This is a genomic window from Methanoculleus chikugoensis (assembly GCF_900095385.1).
GTDB lineage: Archaea > Halobacteriota > Methanomicrobia > Methanomicrobiales > Methanoculleaceae > Methanoculleus > Methanoculleus chikugoensis_A.
In genome coordinates this window covers 1-17,041 of sequence record NZ_FMID01000007.1, presented here as the reverse complement: position 1 = coordinate 17,041, position 17,041 = coordinate 1, and the positions used below count along the sequence as shown (strand labels likewise).

At 63.5% G+C, this 17,041-nt stretch carries 25 protein-coding genes; 23 read left to right on the top strand and 2 right to left on the bottom strand.

Going from position 1 to position 17,041, the window contains the following annotated elements:
* Positions 1–79: 79 nt before the first annotated feature.
* Positions 80–2,035, top strand: a complete 1,956-nt coding sequence (locus L21_RS01570) for a PAS domain S-box protein (RefSeq protein ID WP_074368752.1) — start codon at positions 80–82, stop codon at positions 2,033–2,035.
* Here L21_RS01570 and xseB read toward each other — a convergent pair.
* Both xseB and xseA read right to left on the bottom strand, forming a co-directional pair.
* Positions 2,010–2,195 (bottom strand): exodeoxyribonuclease VII small subunit, encoded by a 186-nt coding sequence (gene xseB, locus L21_RS01565; protein ID WP_074368751.1) that lies wholly within the window; start codon positions 2,193–2,195, stop codon positions 2,010–2,012. The two genes, L21_RS01570 and xseB, sit on opposite strands and share 26 nt — an antisense overlap.
* Positions 2,179–3,426 (bottom strand): exodeoxyribonuclease VII large subunit, encoded by a 1,248-nt coding sequence (gene xseA, locus L21_RS01560; RefSeq protein ID WP_256711936.1) that lies wholly within the window; start codon positions 3,424–3,426, stop codon positions 2,179–2,181. The genes xseB and xseA overlap by 17 nt, the downstream gene beginning before the upstream one ends.
* A gap of 39 nt (positions 3,427–3,465) precedes the next feature.
* Between xseA and L21_RS01555 the strand changes: the two genes are divergently transcribed.
* From L21_RS01555 to L21_RS01450, 22 genes are all read left to right on the top strand, one after another.
* A complete protein-coding gene (locus L21_RS01555; protein ID WP_074368750.1) occupies positions 3,466–4,290 on the top strand; it encodes a sugar phosphate isomerase/epimerase family protein in 825 nt (274 codons plus the stop codon).
* A gap of 94 nt (positions 4,291–4,384) precedes the next feature.
* Positions 4,385–5,665 carry a hemolysin family protein gene (locus tag L21_RS01550; protein ID WP_074368749.1) on the top strand — a complete coding sequence of 427 codons (1,281 nt, stop codon included), beginning with the start codon at positions 4,385–4,387 and terminating at the stop codon, positions 5,663–5,665.
* 13 nt (positions 5,666–5,678) lie between these two features.
* Complete coding sequence (gene purN, locus L21_RS01545) at positions 5,679–6,305, top strand: phosphoribosylglycinamide formyltransferase (protein WP_074368748.1); 627 nt, start codon at positions 5,679–5,681, stop codon at positions 6,303–6,305.
* A gap of 71 nt (positions 6,306–6,376) precedes the next feature.
* On the top strand, positions 6,377–6,694 hold the full coding sequence (locus tag L21_RS01540) for a ribonuclease P protein component 4 (protein WP_074368747.1): 318 nt from the start codon (positions 6,377–6,379) through the stop codon (positions 6,692–6,694).
* On the top strand, positions 6,691–6,951 hold the full coding sequence (locus tag L21_RS01535) for a YhbY family RNA-binding protein (protein ID WP_074368746.1): 261 nt from the start codon (positions 6,691–6,693) through the stop codon (positions 6,949–6,951). Before L21_RS01540 ends, L21_RS01535 begins: the two co-directional genes overlap by 4 nt.
* Before the next feature lie 51 nt (positions 6,952–7,002).
* Positions 7,003–7,452, top strand: coding sequence for a 30S ribosomal protein S19e (locus L21_RS01530; RefSeq protein WP_074368745.1), 450 nt, complete (start codon positions 7,003–7,005; stop codon positions 7,450–7,452).
* An 18-nt stretch (positions 7,453–7,470) separates the two neighbouring features.
* Positions 7,471–7,809, top strand: a complete 339-nt coding sequence (locus tag L21_RS01525) for a DNA-binding protein (RefSeq protein WP_074368744.1) — start codon at positions 7,471–7,473, stop codon at positions 7,807–7,809.
* Positions 7,809–8,399 (top strand): DUF7411 family protein, encoded by a 591-nt coding sequence (locus L21_RS01520; RefSeq protein WP_074368743.1) that lies wholly within the window; start codon positions 7,809–7,811, stop codon positions 8,397–8,399. The genes L21_RS01525 and L21_RS01520 overlap by 1 nt, the downstream gene beginning before the upstream one ends.
* Positions 8,400–8,419: 20 nt before the next feature.
* Complete coding sequence (locus tag L21_RS01515; protein ID WP_054848054.1) at positions 8,420–8,572, top strand: 50S ribosomal protein L39e; 153 nt, start codon at positions 8,420–8,422, stop codon at positions 8,570–8,572.
* A gap of 4 nt (positions 8,573–8,576) precedes the next feature.
* Positions 8,577–8,840, top strand: a complete 264-nt coding sequence (locus L21_RS01510) for a 50S ribosomal protein L31e (RefSeq protein WP_074368742.1) — start codon at positions 8,577–8,579, stop codon at positions 8,838–8,840.
* Between the two features lies 1 nt (position 8,841).
* Positions 8,842–9,504 (top strand): translation initiation factor IF-6, encoded by a 663-nt coding sequence (locus L21_RS01505; protein ID WP_074368741.1) that lies wholly within the window; start codon positions 8,842–8,844, stop codon positions 9,502–9,504.
* 7 nt (positions 9,505–9,511) lie between these two features.
* Entirely contained in the window at positions 9,512–9,703 is a 192-nt protein-coding gene (gene rpl18a / locus L21_RS01500) for a 50S ribosomal protein L18Ae (RefSeq protein WP_074368740.1), read from the top strand.
* Complete coding sequence (gene pfdA, locus L21_RS01495) at positions 9,696–10,154, top strand: prefoldin subunit alpha (protein WP_394329523.1); 459 nt, start codon at positions 9,696–9,698, stop codon at positions 10,152–10,154. Before rpl18a ends, pfdA begins: the two co-directional genes overlap by 8 nt.
* Positions 10,154–11,245 (top strand): signal recognition particle-docking protein FtsY, encoded by a 1,092-nt coding sequence (gene ftsY, locus L21_RS01490; protein ID WP_074368739.1) that lies wholly within the window; start codon positions 10,154–10,156, stop codon positions 11,243–11,245. Before pfdA ends, ftsY begins: the two co-directional genes overlap by 1 nt.
* Complete coding sequence (locus tag L21_RS01485; RefSeq protein ID WP_074368738.1) at positions 11,245–12,576, top strand: signal recognition particle protein Srp54; 1,332 nt, start codon at positions 11,245–11,247, stop codon at positions 12,574–12,576. The genes ftsY and L21_RS01485 overlap by 1 nt, the downstream gene beginning before the upstream one ends.
* Positions 12,573–13,142, top strand: coding sequence for a tRNA (pseudouridine(54)-N(1))-methyltransferase TrmY (trmY, locus tag L21_RS01480; RefSeq protein WP_074368737.1), 570 nt, complete (start codon positions 12,573–12,575; stop codon positions 13,140–13,142). The genes L21_RS01485 and trmY overlap by 4 nt, the downstream gene beginning before the upstream one ends.
* Positions 13,142–14,380: a tRNA pseudouridine(54/55) synthase Pus10 gene (locus L21_RS01475; RefSeq protein ID WP_074368736.1), complete on the top strand. Its 1,239-nt coding sequence runs from the start codon at positions 13,142–13,144 to the stop codon at positions 14,378–14,380. The genes trmY and L21_RS01475 overlap by 1 nt, the downstream gene beginning before the upstream one ends.
* 2 nt (positions 14,381–14,382) lie before the next feature.
* Positions 14,383–14,676, top strand: a complete 294-nt coding sequence (locus L21_RS01470; protein WP_048181659.1) for a 50S ribosomal protein L21e — start codon at positions 14,383–14,385, stop codon at positions 14,674–14,676.
* A 21-nt stretch (positions 14,677–14,697) separates the two neighbouring features.
* Positions 14,698–15,048: an RNA polymerase Rpb4 family protein gene (locus tag L21_RS01465; protein WP_074368735.1), complete on the top strand. Its 351-nt coding sequence runs from the start codon at positions 14,698–14,700 to the stop codon at positions 15,046–15,048.
* Between the two features lie 17 nt (positions 15,049–15,065).
* Complete coding sequence (locus L21_RS01460) at positions 15,066–15,629, top strand: DUF655 domain-containing protein (RefSeq protein ID WP_074368734.1); 564 nt, start codon at positions 15,066–15,068, stop codon at positions 15,627–15,629.
* Complete coding sequence (gene rsmA / locus L21_RS01455) at positions 15,626–16,399, top strand: 16S rRNA (adenine(1518)-N(6)/adenine(1519)-N(6))-dimethyltransferase RsmA (protein WP_074368733.1); 774 nt, start codon at positions 15,626–15,628, stop codon at positions 16,397–16,399. Before L21_RS01460 ends, rsmA begins: the two co-directional genes overlap by 4 nt.
* A 2-nt stretch (positions 16,400–16,401) precedes the next feature.
* Positions 16,402–16,968, top strand: coding sequence for a HemK2/MTQ2 family protein methyltransferase (locus L21_RS01450; RefSeq protein ID WP_074368732.1), 567 nt, complete (start codon positions 16,402–16,404; stop codon positions 16,966–16,968).
* The last annotated feature ends 73 nt before the right edge of the window (positions 16,969–17,041 follow it).

Here is a 17,041-nt window from a genome sequence, read left to right as displayed (position 1 = left end):
AGTTCACCGCTCATGACCGGTCCCCGCGATGCCGCCGGGGATAGGTTTATCCATTCGCGGTGCGGGGAACGGGTGAGATATGCAACCGCTCACCCCGGCGCTCGAGGATCTCCTCGAACACCTGGAAGATCTCGACCGCCGCCTCGGCTCGCTCAGGGCCGGCGAGGGTGCGGCTCCTGCGGGGGACCTGCTCCTGCTCAAACCCGATCTTGCCGAGATCTACGACCAGGTCGACGCGCTGATCGCCGATATCCGGAGCATCGACGCCGCGTACCGGCGGTACCGCGACCGGTTCCTCAACCTCCCGGCGGTCTGCCTCTGCACGGACGCGGACGGCGTCGTCCTGGAGGCGAACCGGGCGACAGGCGCCCTGCTCGGGGTCGCTCCCGCCCGGTTGCAGGGCCTGCCTCTCGATGTGCACCTCCACCCGGAAAGCATCCCGGCGTTCCGGTTTGCTGTTGCAGCGCTCGGCCGGGGCGAAGAACTACCGGCGCAGGAGTTCCTGCTCCTTCGTTCCGACGGTGGCACTGTGCCGGCAACCGCGGCCGTTTCGGCCTCTTACGAGCCCGGCGGCCATGCAACGGAGTTCCACTGGGTCTTGTGCGACATATCGCGAGAGAAGCAGTTTGAAGAAGCACTCCGGGAGAGCGAAGACCGGTACCGGGAACTGACTGAGAACGTCAGCGACGCGTTCCTCGCCCTGGACCGGGACGGCCGCGTCATCTCCTGGAACCGGGCGGCCGCCCGTCTCTCGGGCCGCCCGGTGGAGGAGGCGGTCGGCAAGAGCATCTACGACCTGTTTCCGGAACTCAGGAACGATGAGGTCGCCGGGTTTTTCCGGGAGATCACGGAGACCGGCCGGCCCGGCGTGAGCGAATGCAGGTTTCATCTCCATGGGCGGGAGCATGTTTTCGAGGTGCGTGCCGTCTCCACCCGTGCGGGCGTCTCCGTCTACATCCGGGACGTCACGGCCCGGCGCGAGGCTGAAGTTGCCCTTCAGCGGAGCGAGGAGCGGTCCCGGACGGTCGTGGAGAGCCAGACCGAGTTGATCTGCCGCCGGCTCCCCGACGGCACCATCACCTTCGCGAACGACGCCTACTGCCGCTACGTCGGCATCCCGTGCGGCGACCTCATCGGGCGGCGGTACGCTCTCACCATCCCGGCCGACGACCAGGCCCGGATCCAGGAGAGCCTCGCCGCCCTCACCCCCGATCATCCGGTATCGACGGTCGAGCACCGGGTGATCATGCCGGACGGCAGCGTCCGGTGGCAGCAGTGGACGGATACGGCGTTCTTCGACGAGAGAGGTTCCGTCGCCGAGTACCAGTCGGTCGGCCGGGATATCACCGATGCGCGGATGGCGGGGGAGGCGCTCCTTCTTGCGAACCGGAAACTCAACCTGCTCTCCGACGTGACCCGGCACGACATCTTAAACCGGCTCACCGTGCTCACCGGCTACCTCGCCCTCTTCCGGGAACGGGTGAGCGACCCGGAACTGCTGGACTACTGCCGGAAAGAGGAGGAGGCCATCCGGGACATCCAGCGCTACATGGCCTTCACCACGGAGTACCGGGATGTCGGCGTGGCCGCCCCCGCCTGGCAGGATATCCGGCGGATCGTCAGCGAGGCGGCGGCGGGGCTCGATCCGGGCAAGATCGCTGTCGAGGTGCGGGCGGGCGATCTGGAGGTATATGCCGACCCGCTCATCGTCAGGGTCTTTGCAAACCTCATCGACAACTCGCTCCGGCACGGCGAACGGGTTACCCGGATACGTATCTATCCCGAAGAGTCCGACAGGGGGATCAGCCTTGTCTACGAGGACGACGGCATCGGCATTCCCTATGACGCAAAAGAGAGCCTCTTCAAGCGGGGGTTCGGGCGACAGACCGGATTCGGGCTCTTCCTCTCCCGGGAGATCCTCGCCATCACCGATCTCACCATACGTGAGACCGGCGAGCCCGGGAAGGGTGCACGATTCGAGATCGGGGTTCCGCCGGGGTTCTACCGCTTCACCGGTCGCGGCCAAGCTCGGTGAGTTTCATCTCGGCCGTGCCGAGGAGGTCTTCGCACTGCTTGACGAGGAGCGCGCCCCGCTCATAGATGACGATGCTCTCCTCAAGGCTCGTCTCGCCGTCTTCGAGTTTCCGGACAATCCCTCGCAGTTCTTCCAGCATCTCTTCAAAGGTCTTCGTCATACGTTATCTCCTCCACGACGGCGACCGCCCGGCCGTCCATCATCCTGATCGTCACGCGCTCGCCCGGCGCGAGGCTCGCGGCGCTTCTTGCGACCTTTCCGCCTGCCTCAACGATGCAGTATCCCCGCTCCAGGATCGCGAGCGGGTTCTGCCCCGCAAGGCTCGCGCGAACCTCCGCGAGGGCCGCGCGTTCCCGCTGCACCCGGGCGGCCGCGGCCCGCCTGAGCAGCTCCTCGTGCTCGGCGAGGCGCTGCATCCGCTCGTTGATGCGGCGCGCGAGCCGCCGGGGGTGCATGCGCTCCCGCAGGTCCTCGACCTCGCCTGCCGCGGCGGCAAGGCGGTGGAGGAGGAGCGCTTCCATCCTCTCCTCGAACCCGGCGAGTTCCCGGAGCACCTCCCGGCGTTCCGGGACCGCGCGTTCCGCAGCCGCGGATGGCGTCGGCGCCCGGAGATCCGCGGCAAAGTCGCAGAGGGCGGTGTCCACCTCGTGCCCGACGGCGCTGATCACCGGTGTCCTGCACGCCGCGACCGCCCGCACGACGTCCGGGTGGTTGAAGGGGAAGAGATCCTCGAAACTCCCTCCCCCGCGCCCGACGATGATCACGTCCACGAGCCCGTCGATCCGCCGGATCGCCTCCGCGATCTCGGCGTGCGCCCCGTCGCCCTGGACGGCCGTCGGGGAGAGGACAACTTCCGCCGGGTAGCGCCGGGAGATGATCGAGAGGATATCCGCGAGCGCCGCGCCGGTCGGTGAGGTGACCACGCCGACCCGCTGGGGGAAGAGAGGCAGAGGACGTTTCCGCCCGGGATCGAAGAGCCCTTCCGCGTCGAGTTCCTGCTTCCAGCGCTCGACCATGAGATGGCGTTCGCCGAGGCCCGCCGGGAGCATCTCCCGGACGATGAACTGGTACCTGCCGTGAGGCTCGTAGACCTCCACGGACCCCCAGGCGAGGACGTCCATGCCGTCTTTAGGCGCGAACGCGAGCGCCGACGCCGAGGTGCGCCACATGACGCAGTTGATCACCGCGGAGTTCCTTCCGCTCCTCTCCGAGAGCGAGAAGTAGCGGTGGCCTGAGCCGTGGTTCTTGTAGTTGGTCACCTCCCCCCGCACCCAGATCTGGTGCAGGCGTGCGTCGTCGAGGAGGTCGCAGATGAGCCCTGAGACCTCCGAGACCCCGAAGATAGGGGTTCCGAACCGCTCCGGGCCGGTGGAATGACCGCCGAGCATCATCACAATCTATTAGACCGATGGTTTATATCAAGTAGTGTTATGGGCCGTTTCGCCGTCTCGACCATGTTCTTCCACGAGTATCCCTGCGACCATATCTTCGACTACGTCGCCGAATCCGGTCTTGATTCGCTTGAATTCTGGGTCGAGACGCCGCATTTCTGGCTTCGCGACCGCCCTGAAGACGAACTCTCAGGCTGCATCGCGGGCCACCCGGAACTCGCGCCGATCACCATCCACGCCCCGTCGCTGGACCTGAACCCCTGCTCCATCAACCCCCGGGTCGCCGAGATCTCGGTCGACTACGCCGTCGAGGCTATCCGGATGGCGGAGCGGATGGGAGCCGCCGTGGTCACCGTCCACCCCGGGAAGCGGACGGCGAAACGGCACCCGAGTGCCTACGACTACCGGCGGTTCGAGGCGTACATCGCCCGGCTCCGGGAGGTGGCGGAGGAGACGGGGGTGAAGGTGGCGATCGAGAACCTGGAACCCCGGGTCAACGCCCTCCTCTCGACGGCGGAGGATGCCGCCGAGGTGCTCGAACGGGAACCCTGGCTCTGGTTCACGCTGGATATGGGGCACGCCATGATGACGTCGTGCGACGAGGCGATCCGGTTCATCGATCTCTGCATCGAGAGGATGACGAACGTCCACGTCAGCGCGCTCGGCGGGAACGGGCGGCCCCACCACCCCATCCATGACGACCCGGAGGCATTGCGGGTGCTCGCGGAACTTGCCGACCGCGGCTACGGCGGATACCTCACGCTGGAGCTCGAGGACATGGTCTTTCCCGGGGCGCTCTCGTCCGAAGAGAAGGTCGTGCTTCTTTCCCGGGAATCGGAGGCTTTACGGGAGGCATTCTCGTGAAGCGCTGGTTTTATATCATCTGCCTGCGACATAATTCATAAAATCCCGGGAATCAATCAATACCGGATGCTGCCGTTGATGCGGCGTGGAGTAAATGGTAGTCGTAGACCTTCTGACCATAGAGATCATTTTATTCATTGTTTGTCTGCTCCTTTCGGCCTTCTTCTCAAGTTCGGAAGTTGCCCTCATATCAATAACCCGGGCGAAAGTCCGCGCCCTCGTAAACCAGGGTAAAAAAGGAGCGAAAGCACTCGATACGGTGAAACGTTCGACCGACGCCCTCCTGATAACCATCCTGATCGGGAACAACGTCGCCAACGTGGCCGCGGCATCGCTTGCGACCGCGATCGCCATCGGCATCTACGGCGACGTCGGTATCGGGATAGCGACCGGGGTCACGGTCATCCTGATGCTGGTCTTCGGCGAAATCGGGCCGAAGATGTATGCCTCCCGCCATACCGAGGCACTCGCGCTCCGCGTCGCCCTGCCGATCCTCTACCTCTCAAGGGTGCTCTACCCGGTGCTCTGGGTCAGTGACCGCATCAAACAGCAGTTCGCCTTCAGGCCCGGCGTGACCGAACCGGTCGTCACCGAGGAGGAGATCAAGGAGTGGATCGACGTCGGCGAGGAGGAGGGAACCATCGAGGAGGAGGAGCGGGACATGCTCTACTCGGTGCTGCGGTTCGGGGACACGACGGTCCGCGAGGTGATGACGCCGCGAATAGACGTCGTCATGATCGAGGACGTGTCCACGCTCGAGAACGCCCTCGCCATCTTCAACGAGACGGGGTTCTCCCGGATCCCCGTCTACCACGAGCAGATCGACAACGTCGTCGGGCTCCTGAACGTGAAAGACGTCTTCTCGGCGGTCTTCCGGCAGCAGACGAGTGCGACGCTCGGGAACCTGATGTACGAACCCTATTTCATCCCGGAGAGCAAGAAGATCGACGAGCTCTTGAAGGAGCTCCAGGTGAAGAAGCAGCACATGGCGGTCGTCCTCGACGAGTACGGGTCGTTTGCCGGGATCGTGACCGTCGAAGATATGCTCGAAGAACTGGTCGGCGAGATCATGGATGAGTTCGACGAGGAGGAGCCCGAGGTGCAGCAGGTCGAGGAGGGTGTCTACCTGGTCGATGCGCGGGCATGGGTGGAGCACCTCAACGAGGACCTGGAGTTATCCCTCCCGCTGACGGATGCCTACGAGAGCATCGGCGGCCTCGTCATCGACCGGCTGGGTCACATCCCCCGCCGCGGCGAGGTGGTCAAGATCGAGGAGAGCAACATCACGCTGGTGGTGATGCAGATGCGGGGCCGGCGGATCGTCAAGGTGAAACTGATCGTTGCCCCCCGGAACGCGCCGGGCGAAGTCCCGTAAGGAGTCGATACGTATGTTTCCAGAAAGGTCTGTTGCCAAGAAACGGATTGCGTTCCTCGCCTCAGGGAGAGGATCGAACTTTCAGGCGGTGGCCGACGCCGTTGCGGCCGGAGATATCCCCGGGATCTGCGCCGGGCTCGTCACCGACAACCCCGGGGCGTACGCGATAGAGCGGGCGAAGAACGCCGGTATCCCGGTGACGGTCGTCGACTACGCGCGGTTCCCCTCGAGGGCCGCCTACGAGGAGGCCCTCCTCGCTGCGATGCGGGGCTGCCGGGCCGACCTCTTCGTCCTCGCGGGCTACATGCGGATCCTCGGGGCCGGGATCGTCCGCGAGTTCTCGGGCCGGATGATGAACATCCATCCCGCTCTGCTCCCGGCGTTCTCCGGCCTGCACGCGCAACGGCAGGCGATCGAGTACGGGGTGAAGGTCGCGGGCTGCACCGTCCACCTGGTCGACGAGGGGATGGATACCGGACCCATCGTTGTCCAGCGGTGCGTGCCGGTCCTCCCGGACGACGACGAGACGACGCTCGCTGACCGGATCCTCGCAGAAGAGCACGAAGCCCTCCCGCTCGCGGTGAAACTCTTCTGCGAGGATCGACTGGAGGTCGACGGCCGGCGCGTGCGGGTTCGCTGACCGCGGTCATCAATCTCTTATATATCTTCTCGCCTCCAACCTCATGACCCACCACTGAGACGGATCGCACCATGGCAGACACTACACGAAGATCAGGCTCCCGGAGACTCGCTCGCGAGAGAATTACCGTTCTCTTTGCGCGTGCCGCGGAGTTCTACCCGGAGAACCCCGGCTGGAGCAACCGGTGCGTGGAACTGGCCCGCAGGATCGGCATGCGCCATCGCGTCCGGATAGAGCGGCCACTGAAACGCCGCTTCTGCCGCCGGTGTTACACCTACCTGGTTCCGGGGTCGAATGCGCGGGTCCGGGTTCACCGGGGCCGCGTGGTCGTCACCTGTCTTGCCTGCGGGCACCGGTCACGGTTCCCGGTCGGGAGGCCCCGACAATGAGCAGAGAATCGTTCCAGGATATCAAGCCCACCATCTGGATCGGGAAGCGCGGGATCACGAACGTCATGATCGACGAGATCCGGCGGCAGCTCAAGGACCGAAAGGTCGTCAAGGTGAGGTGGCTCAGAAACACCGAGGTCGATCCCGAGGAGATAGCGGCATCTGCCGGCGCGGCCCTGGTCGAGGTCCGGGGGCGGACGCTCGTCCTTACGGAGCGGCGGAACCGATCGCCCGGGCACAATCCTCGAAATATATAAAACATCACTGGACGAATATGTAAAGACTGTTAGCGAGAGTGAGGTTCATCTATGACGACTGTATATGACATCCCTGCCGATATGCTCATCCGGCAGGTGGCAGAAGAACTCAAGAAAAATTCGCAGATTCAGCCCCCTGACTGGGCCGCTTTTGCAAAGACGGGGGTACACAAAGAGATGCCCCCCGAGAATGACGACTGGTGGTACGTGCGCACAGCGGCTGTTTTCCGGCGAATCTACACCGACGGCCCTGTCGGTATCCAGAGGATGCGCTCCGCTTACGGCGGATCGCTGAACCGTGGTTCGGCTCCGAACCGGTTCAAGCGGGGAGGCGGGTCGATCATCAGGAAGATCTTCCAGCAGCTCGAAGCGGCCGGCTACGTCGCCCACGGCGTTGGGGGACGCACGGTGACCCCGGCGGGCAGGTCCTTCCTCGACAACGTTGCGAACGGCCTGAAATCTGAGGCCGCCAAAGCTGCCCCGGGCCTTGCGAAATACTGATCGAGAGGGGCATGACTGATGGTAGACGACGAACTCACTGAACTTCGCCGCCGCAGGATGGAACAGATGCAGCGGCAGGCGATAGATCAGCAGGCTATGGAGGACGAGGCCGCGCGCCAGCAGCAGATCGATGCACAGATCCGCGCCGCGCTCATGGAGATCCTCGAACCTGAAGCGAGGGAGCGGCTCAATACCATCAAGTTGACCCGGCCGGAGTTTGCGAAAGCGGTCGAGCAGCAGCTGGTGATGCTGGCCCAGAGCGGCAGGGTCCGGCAGCGGATCACCGACGAGCAGCTGAAAGCCCTGCTTGCCCAGCTGACGCCGTCGAAGAGAGAGTTCAGGATTACGCGGAAATAATGGAAGCAGGTGTGCTCTTCTCGGGTGGGAAAGACAGCGCGCTCGCGGCGATCATGCTCGCGCGCGATTACGGCGTGGAACTGAATACCTGTGTATTCGATCCCGACCGCGAGGTTCCCGGGGTGCGGGCCGCAGCGGCCGCCCTGGGCCTTCCCTTCCGTAAAAGGGTGCTCGGAAGAGACCTGCTTTCTGAGGCCGTCGACCTGCTCCTCTCATGCGGATACCCGAACGACGCAATCGACATGGTGCACCGGACGGCGGTCGAGACCCTTGCGGCCGAGTATGCGGTGGTCGGCGACGGCACCCGCCGGGAGGACCGGGTTCCCCGGCTCGAACGCTCCGACGTCCAGCACCTGGAGATGACCACCGGCTGCTCTTACGTCCGGCCGCTCCTCGGCTACGGGAAAACCGAGGTGGAGCGGCTCTGCGAGCGATTGCTCGTGGTGCGGTACGGGGAGACGGGCAGCATCGGGAACGGCGACTACGAAGGGGAGATAAGGAGCGCCCTGTGCGCCCGCGGCATCGATCCGGCGTCGTTCTTCCCCTCCCGCCACCTGCAGTCGCTGGTGGTCGCGAGGAGAGAGACCTGAATATTACGAGAGTGAAGATTATGAGCAAATTGATGAAGGGCCGGAAGATCCGGCTGGCAAAGGCATGCGAGCAGAACCGCCGCGTGCCGGCATGGGTGATGATCAAGACCAACCGTGCGGTTGCGTCGCATCCGAGGCGGCGCAACTGGAGACGGAGTTCCCTGAAGGTGTAAGGTTATGGCAGAAGCATTGAAGGAGCATATCTATATCATCCCTCTCCGTGAGGTGAAGCGTGCGCCCCGGTGGAAGCGTGGCAACACCGCAATCAAGGACATCAGGGCGTTTCTCGAGCGGCACATGAAGAGCGAGGACGTCAAACTCGATAAGAGCATCAACGAGAAGGTCTGGGAGAACGGCAGTTCCAAGCCCCCCCGAAAGATTCGCGTCCGCGCGATGAAGTTCGAGGACGGGCAGGTCCAGGCCGAGCTCGCCGAGGAGTGAAATGACAGGGACGATCGATCTCACCGGCGATCCGAACATCGGCGTTTATGCCCGGGTATTTGAGGATATAGCGATCGTCTACCCGGGGGCGCCCGAGGGGTTCACCGCGACCCTCGCACAGGAACTTGATATCGAGATCGTGAGCACCTTCATCCAGGGAAGCAGCATCATCGGTTCGCTCGTTGCGGGAAACAGCCAGGGTCTGGTCGTCAGCGGCCTTGCCGCCGACGAGGAACTGGCGGTCTTGAGCGAGTACCGGGACATATTTCTGCTCGAGGGGGCCATGAACGCGGCCGGCAACGTTATTCTCGCAAACGATTATGTTGCCGCCGTTCACCCCGAGATGCCGTTCGATGTTGCCGAAGAGATCGGATCGTTCCTCGGGGTGCCGGTGGTCCGGCTGACGCTCGGCGGCATCAAGACCGTCGGCATGGCCGGGTTCGCGACGAACAAGGGTATCCTTGTCCACCAGAGAGCAAACGATACGGAGATCGCGAACCTCGAGCGGGTGGTCGATCTCCCGATCGGGCTCGGGTCGGTCAACATGGGCAGCGGTCTCGTGGGTACCGGGCTCCTTGCAAACAGCAGGGGTTACATCGCAGGTTCCGTCACGACCGGGTTTGAGCTGGGACGGATAGAAGAAGTCTTTGGGTTTTTGGAGTGATACAACCATGGAGAACCAGATGTTTGAAGTTGTAGGCGCGTGCAAGATCAACAACGAGTGGAAACCGTACCGCAAGGTCATCGGCGCCCCGAACGAGAACCAGGCAAGAGAGAGGGTTCTTGCCGATATCGGGAGCAAACACCGCCTGAAGAGAAGTTATATCTCTATCGAATCGGTTAACGTAGTAGCTGGTGAATGACGTGAATCAGGCAGATCCTCGCGAGATACAGACCCTCCAGATGTACCTGAACGAGTACGGGCAGCAGCTTGAACTCATGACGCAGCAGCTCTCGATGATCGAGCAGCAGCGGCTTGAGGGCACCGCCGCCATCGAGACCCTCCGCGCCGTTCAGGAGAACGCGGACGGTGCCGTCCTTCTCCCCATCGGTGGAGGTGCCTACCTCCGGGTGAAGGTGCTCGATGCCGGCCACGTTCTCGTGAACATCGGCTCAGACGTCTCCGTCGAGAGGGCCACCGCGGATGCGGTGGAGTATCTGGGGGATCGGATAACCGAACTTGAGGCGCTTGCAAAGAAGGTCGCGGGTTCGGTCGAACAACTTCAGGGCCAGGCAACGGAGATCTCCCGGCGCCTCGAGGCGGCGTATCGGGGGGCCCGGCAGGCTCAGGCAGGCCAGGGCGGAAGTTCATAATGTTTGATTCCTTAAAGAAAAAACTTCAGAATATCAGGACTAAATTCGCCTCGAATATCGAGGAGGCTGCCGGGGCCGAACCGGAGCCGCAGGTTGCAGAACTGCCGGAGGGAGCGGAGACGGGAGAACCCATCTCCACCCCCGCCGCACAACCCGAACCTTCTGTCGCGGAGGAAGCGGTGCAGGAGGCCCGGGAGAAGCCTACGTTTTTTGACAAGGTGAAGGTTCTTGTCCGGGACCGTGAGGTCCTCCTCCAGGAGAAGGACATCGAGGAGTCGCTCTTCGAACTTGAGATGGTGCTCCTCGAGAACGACGTCGCGCTCCCGGTCACGGACGAGATCATCGCCCGGATGCGCCAGGATCTCGTGGGCAGGCACCGTAAGATCGGCGCTTCGGTCGACGACCTGGTCGTATCTACCCTGCGCTCCGCGCTCTGCGGGGTGCTTGGGGAGGGGCTCGACCTCTCGCGCTACATCCGCGAGCACGAGCGCCCGGTGAAGATCCTCTTTACGGGCGTGAACGGGACCGGCAAGACGACGACCGTCGCGAAGGTCGGGCAGTACCTGCAGAAGAACGGGTTCTCGGTCGTGATCGGCGCAGGCGACACCTTCCGTGCGGGTGCGATCGAGCAGATACGGACCCACGCCGACCGCCTCGGGATCAAGACGATCCAGCACCAGGCGGGCGCCGACCCCTCCGCTGTCCTCTTCGACGCCGTCCAGTACGCGAAAGCGCACGATATCGACGTCGTCCTCGCCGATACGGCCGGCCGGTTCCACAACCGGGCGAACCTCATGAACCAGCTCGAGAAGATCCGGCGGGTCATGAAGCCCGATCTCGTCGTCTACGTCGACGAGGCGGTCGCGGGGAACGACGCGGTCATCCGGGCCGACGAGTTCAACAAGGCCGTCGGCACCGACGCGGTCGTCCTGACGAAGGCGGATATGGACCCCAAGGGCGGTGCGGCGATATCGGTCGCCCACACCGTGGGAAAACCGATCCTCTTCCTCGGGACCGGCCAGGGCTACGACGACATCATGCCGTTCGAGCCCCGGGTCGTGGTCGATGAACTCCTCGGTGGTGAGGCCTGATGCTCGATAACCTCGGCAACTCCTTAAAGGACGCCGTCAAGAAACTCGCCGGCAAGACGGTGATCGACCGGGCGGCGGTCGACGAACTGGTGCGCGACCTGCAGCGGGCGCTCCTCTCCGCCGACGTCAACGTCAAACTCGTGATGCACCTCTCCCAGGCGATCAAGCAGCGCGCCCTCGATGAAGAGCCCCCGAAGGGGATGGGCGTCCGGGAGCACGTCCTCCGCATCGTCTACCAGGAGCTCGTCCGGCTGATGGGGTCGCCCGGTGAGGTGGCTCTCGGGCCCCAGACGATCCTGATGGCGGGGCTGCAGGGGAGCGGGAAGACCACGACGACGGCAAAACTCGCCCGCTACTTCCAGCGCAAAGGGCTCAGGGTCGGGGTGATCTGCGCCGATACCTTCCGGCCGGGTGCCTACGACCAGTTGAAGACGCTCTGCGACCGGATCAGCGTCCCGTGCTTTGGGGATCCGAAGGAGCCCGATGCGCTCAAGATCGTCCGCGAAGGCCTCCCGAAGTACCGCAAGCTCTACGAGGTCATCATCATCGATACTCAAGGGAGGCACGCCCTTGAGGAGAACCTGATCGAGGAGATCGTCAACATCAACGAGATCGCGCACCCGGACCACCGGTGGCTCGTGATCGACGCGGCGCTCGGTCAGCAGGCGAGCGAGCAGGCCCGGAGGTTCCACGAGGCGATCGGGATCGACGGCGTTCTCGTCACGAAGATGGACGGCACGGCGAAAGGCGGCGGCGCGCTCTCGGCGGTCGCCGAGACGCAGAGCGGTATCGTCTTCATCGGGAGCGGCGAGACGATCGACGACCTCGAACGGTTCGATCCGGACGGGTTCATCTCCCGGCTGCTCGGGATGGGCGACTTAAAAGCACTCGTCGAGCGGGCGGAGGAGGCGGTCTCGGGCGAGGACCTCGACGTCAACGCGATGCTCAAGGGCAAGTTCACGCTCCGGGACATGTACAAGCAGCTTGAGGCCCTGAACAAGATGGGGCCCTTGAAGCAGATCATGAGCATGCTCCCCCTCGGCGGCATGCAGATCCCGGACGACGCCTACGACATCACCAGCACGAAGATGCAGCGTTACAAGGTGATCATGGACTCGATGACGCCCCCGGAACTCGACGACCCGTCGATGATCGGGAGCTCCCGGATCCAGCGGATCGCCCGGGGCGCCGGCGTGACGCCCGAAGACGTCCGCGACCTCATCAAGTACTACAAGATCATGCAGCGTGCCCTGAAAGGCATGCGGGGCATGGGCGGCGGCAAGTTCAACATGCAGCGCATGATGAAGAAGTTCGGCGGACCCAGTAGATGAAGCGGTTTGCCGTCGTGGGCCACCTTGCCGTGACGAGCGGCACCTTCAGCCTCAACGATCTCCCCGGAAGCGGCGGGAGGATGGACGTCCTCTGCCGGTGCGTCAACTCCGCGTTCTTCCTTTCTCACGATCTCCGGCGCGACGTCGAGTGCTATCTCGTCCTCTGCGGAGAGCCGGGCCCCGAGAAGACCGTTCTCTTTCGCGGCGCCGAGGTCCGGCACCTCTCGCCGGACGAGCGGAGCAGCGCCGCCCTGATCAAGAAGGCGCTCTCGATCCCCTGCGGGAGCGAGTTCCGGGAGTCGACTCCGGGCGTCTACGTCCGCCGCGGCGGGCTTGCCCGGCTGCTTGCCGAGATCCCGTTTGCGGTGCTCGACGAAGCGGGGGAGGATGTCCGGACGGCATCCGACCTCCCGGAGAACTACCTCCTCTCGGATCACCACAACTTCACCGCGGAGGAGGAGGCTTCGATCGCGGGCTACCCCCGCTACTCGGTCGGGCCTCGGTCGCTGCACGCCGATCACACGATCACCGTCCTCTTAAACGAGATGGACCGGAGGGAATCCTGATGGATATCATACAAGAGGTAGAAGCAATTCTTGGATACGGCGAGACCTGCAACCACTGCCTCGGGCGTTTCTTCGGCAAGCGGTCGTTCGGGCTTACGAACGAGGAGCGGGGCAGGGCTCTCAGAGTCGCGCACGAGCTTGCGGCAAACGAGCCGCACCGCGAACCGGACCCGGACTCCTGCTGGATATGCGCCGGCGAACTCTCCCGCACCGAAGAATGGGCGGAGAGGGTCGTCGAGGCAGTGGACGGCATCGAGTTCGACACCTTCCTTATCGGGACGAAGGTGCCGCCGCTCGTCGCGGAGAGCGAGGAGATGGTCTGGAGCGATCTCTCGCTCCGCGACCCCGAACCGCTGAAGGCCGAGATGAACCGTGAGGTCGGAAAAGCCGTCTCGGCCCTCTCGGGGAAGACGGCCGACCTGAAGAAGCCCGACGTCGTCGCGATCCTCGATCTCGGGGAAGGCAGCGTCGATGTGCAGGTGAACCCCGTCTTCTTCGCCGGCCGCTACCTGAAGTACGAGCGCGGCATCCCCCAGACCCACTGGGACTGCCGGGCGTGCCGGGGCGCGGGATGCGAGAAATGCAACTTCACCGGCAAACAGTATGCCGACTCCGTCGAAGAACTGATCGGCCGGCCGGCAATCGAGGCTTTTAGCGCAGCAAACGCCGTCCTGCACGGTGCCGGGAGAGAGGATATCGACGCCCGGATGCTCGGGTCGGGCCGCCCCTTCGTGATGGAGATCGAGGCGCCCCGGAAGCGGTCGGTGGATCTTGCGGCGCTTGAAGCGGAGATCAACCGTGCAGCCGAAGGCCGGGTGGCGGTTCACCTTGACGGATGGGCGGACCGGAAGATGGTGCAAAGCCTTAAATCCGACAAAGCGCATAAAAAATACAGGATCCTGGTCGAGATCGACGGTTCTGTAACCCCAGATGAGTTCAGGGCGGCCCTCGATCAGTTAAAAGGTGTAACGATACGACAGCGCACCCCCCTGCGGGTGTCACACCGACGGGCAGATAAAGTTCGGGAACGGCGTGTCCTCGATATCGGATGCACGGGCACGGAAGACGGCAGATACTGGGTCGAAGTCGTCGGCGAAGCGGGCCTCTACATCAAAGAACTGGTATCGGGAGACGGCGGCAGAACCCAGCCCAGCCTTGCCCGGATCCTGGGGCGCACCGCAAGTGTTGTCAGCCTCGATGTGGTGCTGGTCAAAACTGCAAACGAGTATGGTGAGTAATCATGGCACATCACAATGGACCACGCAAGAAGACGCGGTATAAGTTCAAGAAGGACCTCAGAAAACGTGGCATTCCACCGGTCACCTCGGTGATTCAGAACTTCGAGATCGGGCAGAAGGTGCACGTCGTGGTCGAGCCGAGTGTCCAGAAGGGCATGCCCCACCGGAGATTCCACGGGAAGACCGGCACGGTCATCGGACAGCGCGGACGCGCATGGCTGCTCGAGGTCAGGGATGGAGATTCGGTAAAACAGGTGATTGCGAGACCGCAACATCTAAAAGCGCAGAAAGTATAATCCTCAACAGTAGTGGTTGGCATGAAGGTAAAACGCATTGTAAGTGAAGAGCGGATGCTGCTTCCCGAGTTGCGGGACACTCTTCTCGTGGTGGAGGCAGCCCGGCTCGAGTCCGGAGAAGAGATGTCCTACGAGCTTCGTAAGAGTATCGAGCATGCCAACCAACTCGCAAAGACATCTTCCGAGAAGGCCCGCGCCCTTGTCGACGAGCTCCTGAAACTCGAGAAGATGAAAGAGGATATCGCCTACCGCATCGCGAATCTGATGCCGCGAACCCGTGACGAACTGCGGGCAATCTACGCCAAAGAACGGTTCAATCTTACAACGGAAGAGCTGGACGAGATCCTCGACCTGGTAATGACCCACTTCTGATTGAAGGGGTGGTGCCAATGAAGACCGAAAGGAAAGAGGAGAACGCGGTAGTCATCGATGTCCTCCCCATGGGATACGTGAGCGAGCAGCGCCCGGTCTACAAGCGCGAACCGGTCGTCCAGGCGGTCGGCGTGGACCAGTTCAAGTTGCTCGAGCTCGTCCCGAAACAGGGTGCGGATATTCAGATCTACGACCGCGTCTATATCGGCGATGCGGAGCGGGAGAAGGTCGAACGCGTCAAGCGGCGGATCAGTTACGAAGACCTGACGGCGACGGCAAAACTCGAGCTGCCGTTCGTGATCGAGCAGATCGTCGGCGAGAACGAGCAGCGGTTCGTCGACTTCTTCAATAAGTCCGTACCCATAACGCCGAAGTTCCACATGCTGCACCTGCTCCCCGGCATCGGGAAGAAACTGATGTGGGAGGTCCTCGAACAGCGGGAGAAGAAGCCGTTCGAGAGTTTCGCCGACATCTCCGGGCGGATCAAGTCGCTTCCGCACCCGAGCCGGATGATTGTCAGCCGGATCCTGCGCGAGATCGAGGATCCGGACGAGAAGTATCACGTCTTTACATCGAGATGAGTGCTCCGAGGGATCAGCATTTCCTCGTCGACCGGAGAGCCGTCGAGAAGATTGCCGGTTTTGTCGAGGTCTCGGGGAGGAGGGTGCTCGAGATCGGGCCCGGCGAAGGGATCCTCACCCGCGCCCTCCTCGACCGGGGCGCAACCGTCATCGCGGTAGAGATCGATCCGGCTCTCGTGGAGGAGCTCGAGATTGCCTTCGCCGACGAGATCGAGGAGGGCCGTCTCGAGATCATCCACGGCGATGCAAAGAAGGTGGATATCCCGCCGTTCGATATCGTCGTCGCGAACCTCCCCTATTCCGTTTCTTCGAAGCTCACGTTCCGGCTGCTCGAGATCGGCTTTGAGGTCGCCATCCTGATGTACCAGAAGGAGTTCGCCCGGCGGATGATTGCGCCGCCGGGAACGCCGAACGTCGGCCGGCTCTCGGTGATGGTGCAGACCTACGCCTCGGTAAAACCGCTCCTCGACCTCGGGCCCGGCTCGTTCCGGCCGCAACCCCAGGTCCGTTCCTGGGTGGTCCGGATCACGCCGCATGAGCCGCCCTATCCGGTCGCGGACAGGCGGGTCTACGCGGACGTCGTCCGGGTACTCTTCTCCCACCGGAGGAAGACCGTCCGGAAAGGCCTCCGGAGCGGAAAGGATGCGTTTCCCGCCCAGGCGATCGAGCGGGCGATCGTGGAGTTGCCCGACGATCTCCTGCAGCGCCGGCCCGAAGATCTGATGCTCGAGGAGTTCGCGCTGATCGCGAACACGCTTGCCGGGAGTTAGTGATGCTCCCCGACCAGGTCTACCCTCCCGCCGAGGACTCGTTCCTCCTCCACCGGGCGGCGCAGCGAGAGGTCCGGGAGACCGACCGGGTGCTCGAGGTCGGGACGGGGAGCGGCTACGTCGCGGCCGGACTTCTCGGCCGGGCGGCGAGCGTGGCCGCGACCGATATCAACCCCCACGCCGTCCGGTGCGCCCGCGCCCGCGGTGTGCCGGCGGTCCGAACCGACCTCGTCGCGGGGCTCTCCGGCCCGTTCGACCTCATCCTCTTCAACCCGCCCTACCTCCCGACGGCTCCCGATGAGCGGATGGACGACTGGCTGGAGTACGCCCTCGATGGCGGGCCGACAGGAAGGGTCGTGATCGAGCGGTTCATCGCGGATGCCGGGCGGGTGCTCTCGCCCTTCGGACGCATCCTGCTCCTGGTCTCGTCGCTGACGGGGCCGGGCGAAGTCCGGGAACTCTTCGCCCGGGCGGGTTTTATCTCGTTCGTCGTCGACGAGGAGGTGCTCGAGGGGGAGCGGCTCTACGTTCTGCGGGCGATGCGGGACCTCTGCCGGATGGGGGCGTGAGGCTCCTTCGGGCATCTTTACGGTCCCGCCTCTCCTGATATGACTCTAGTGCTCATTGTCATTTAATACTATA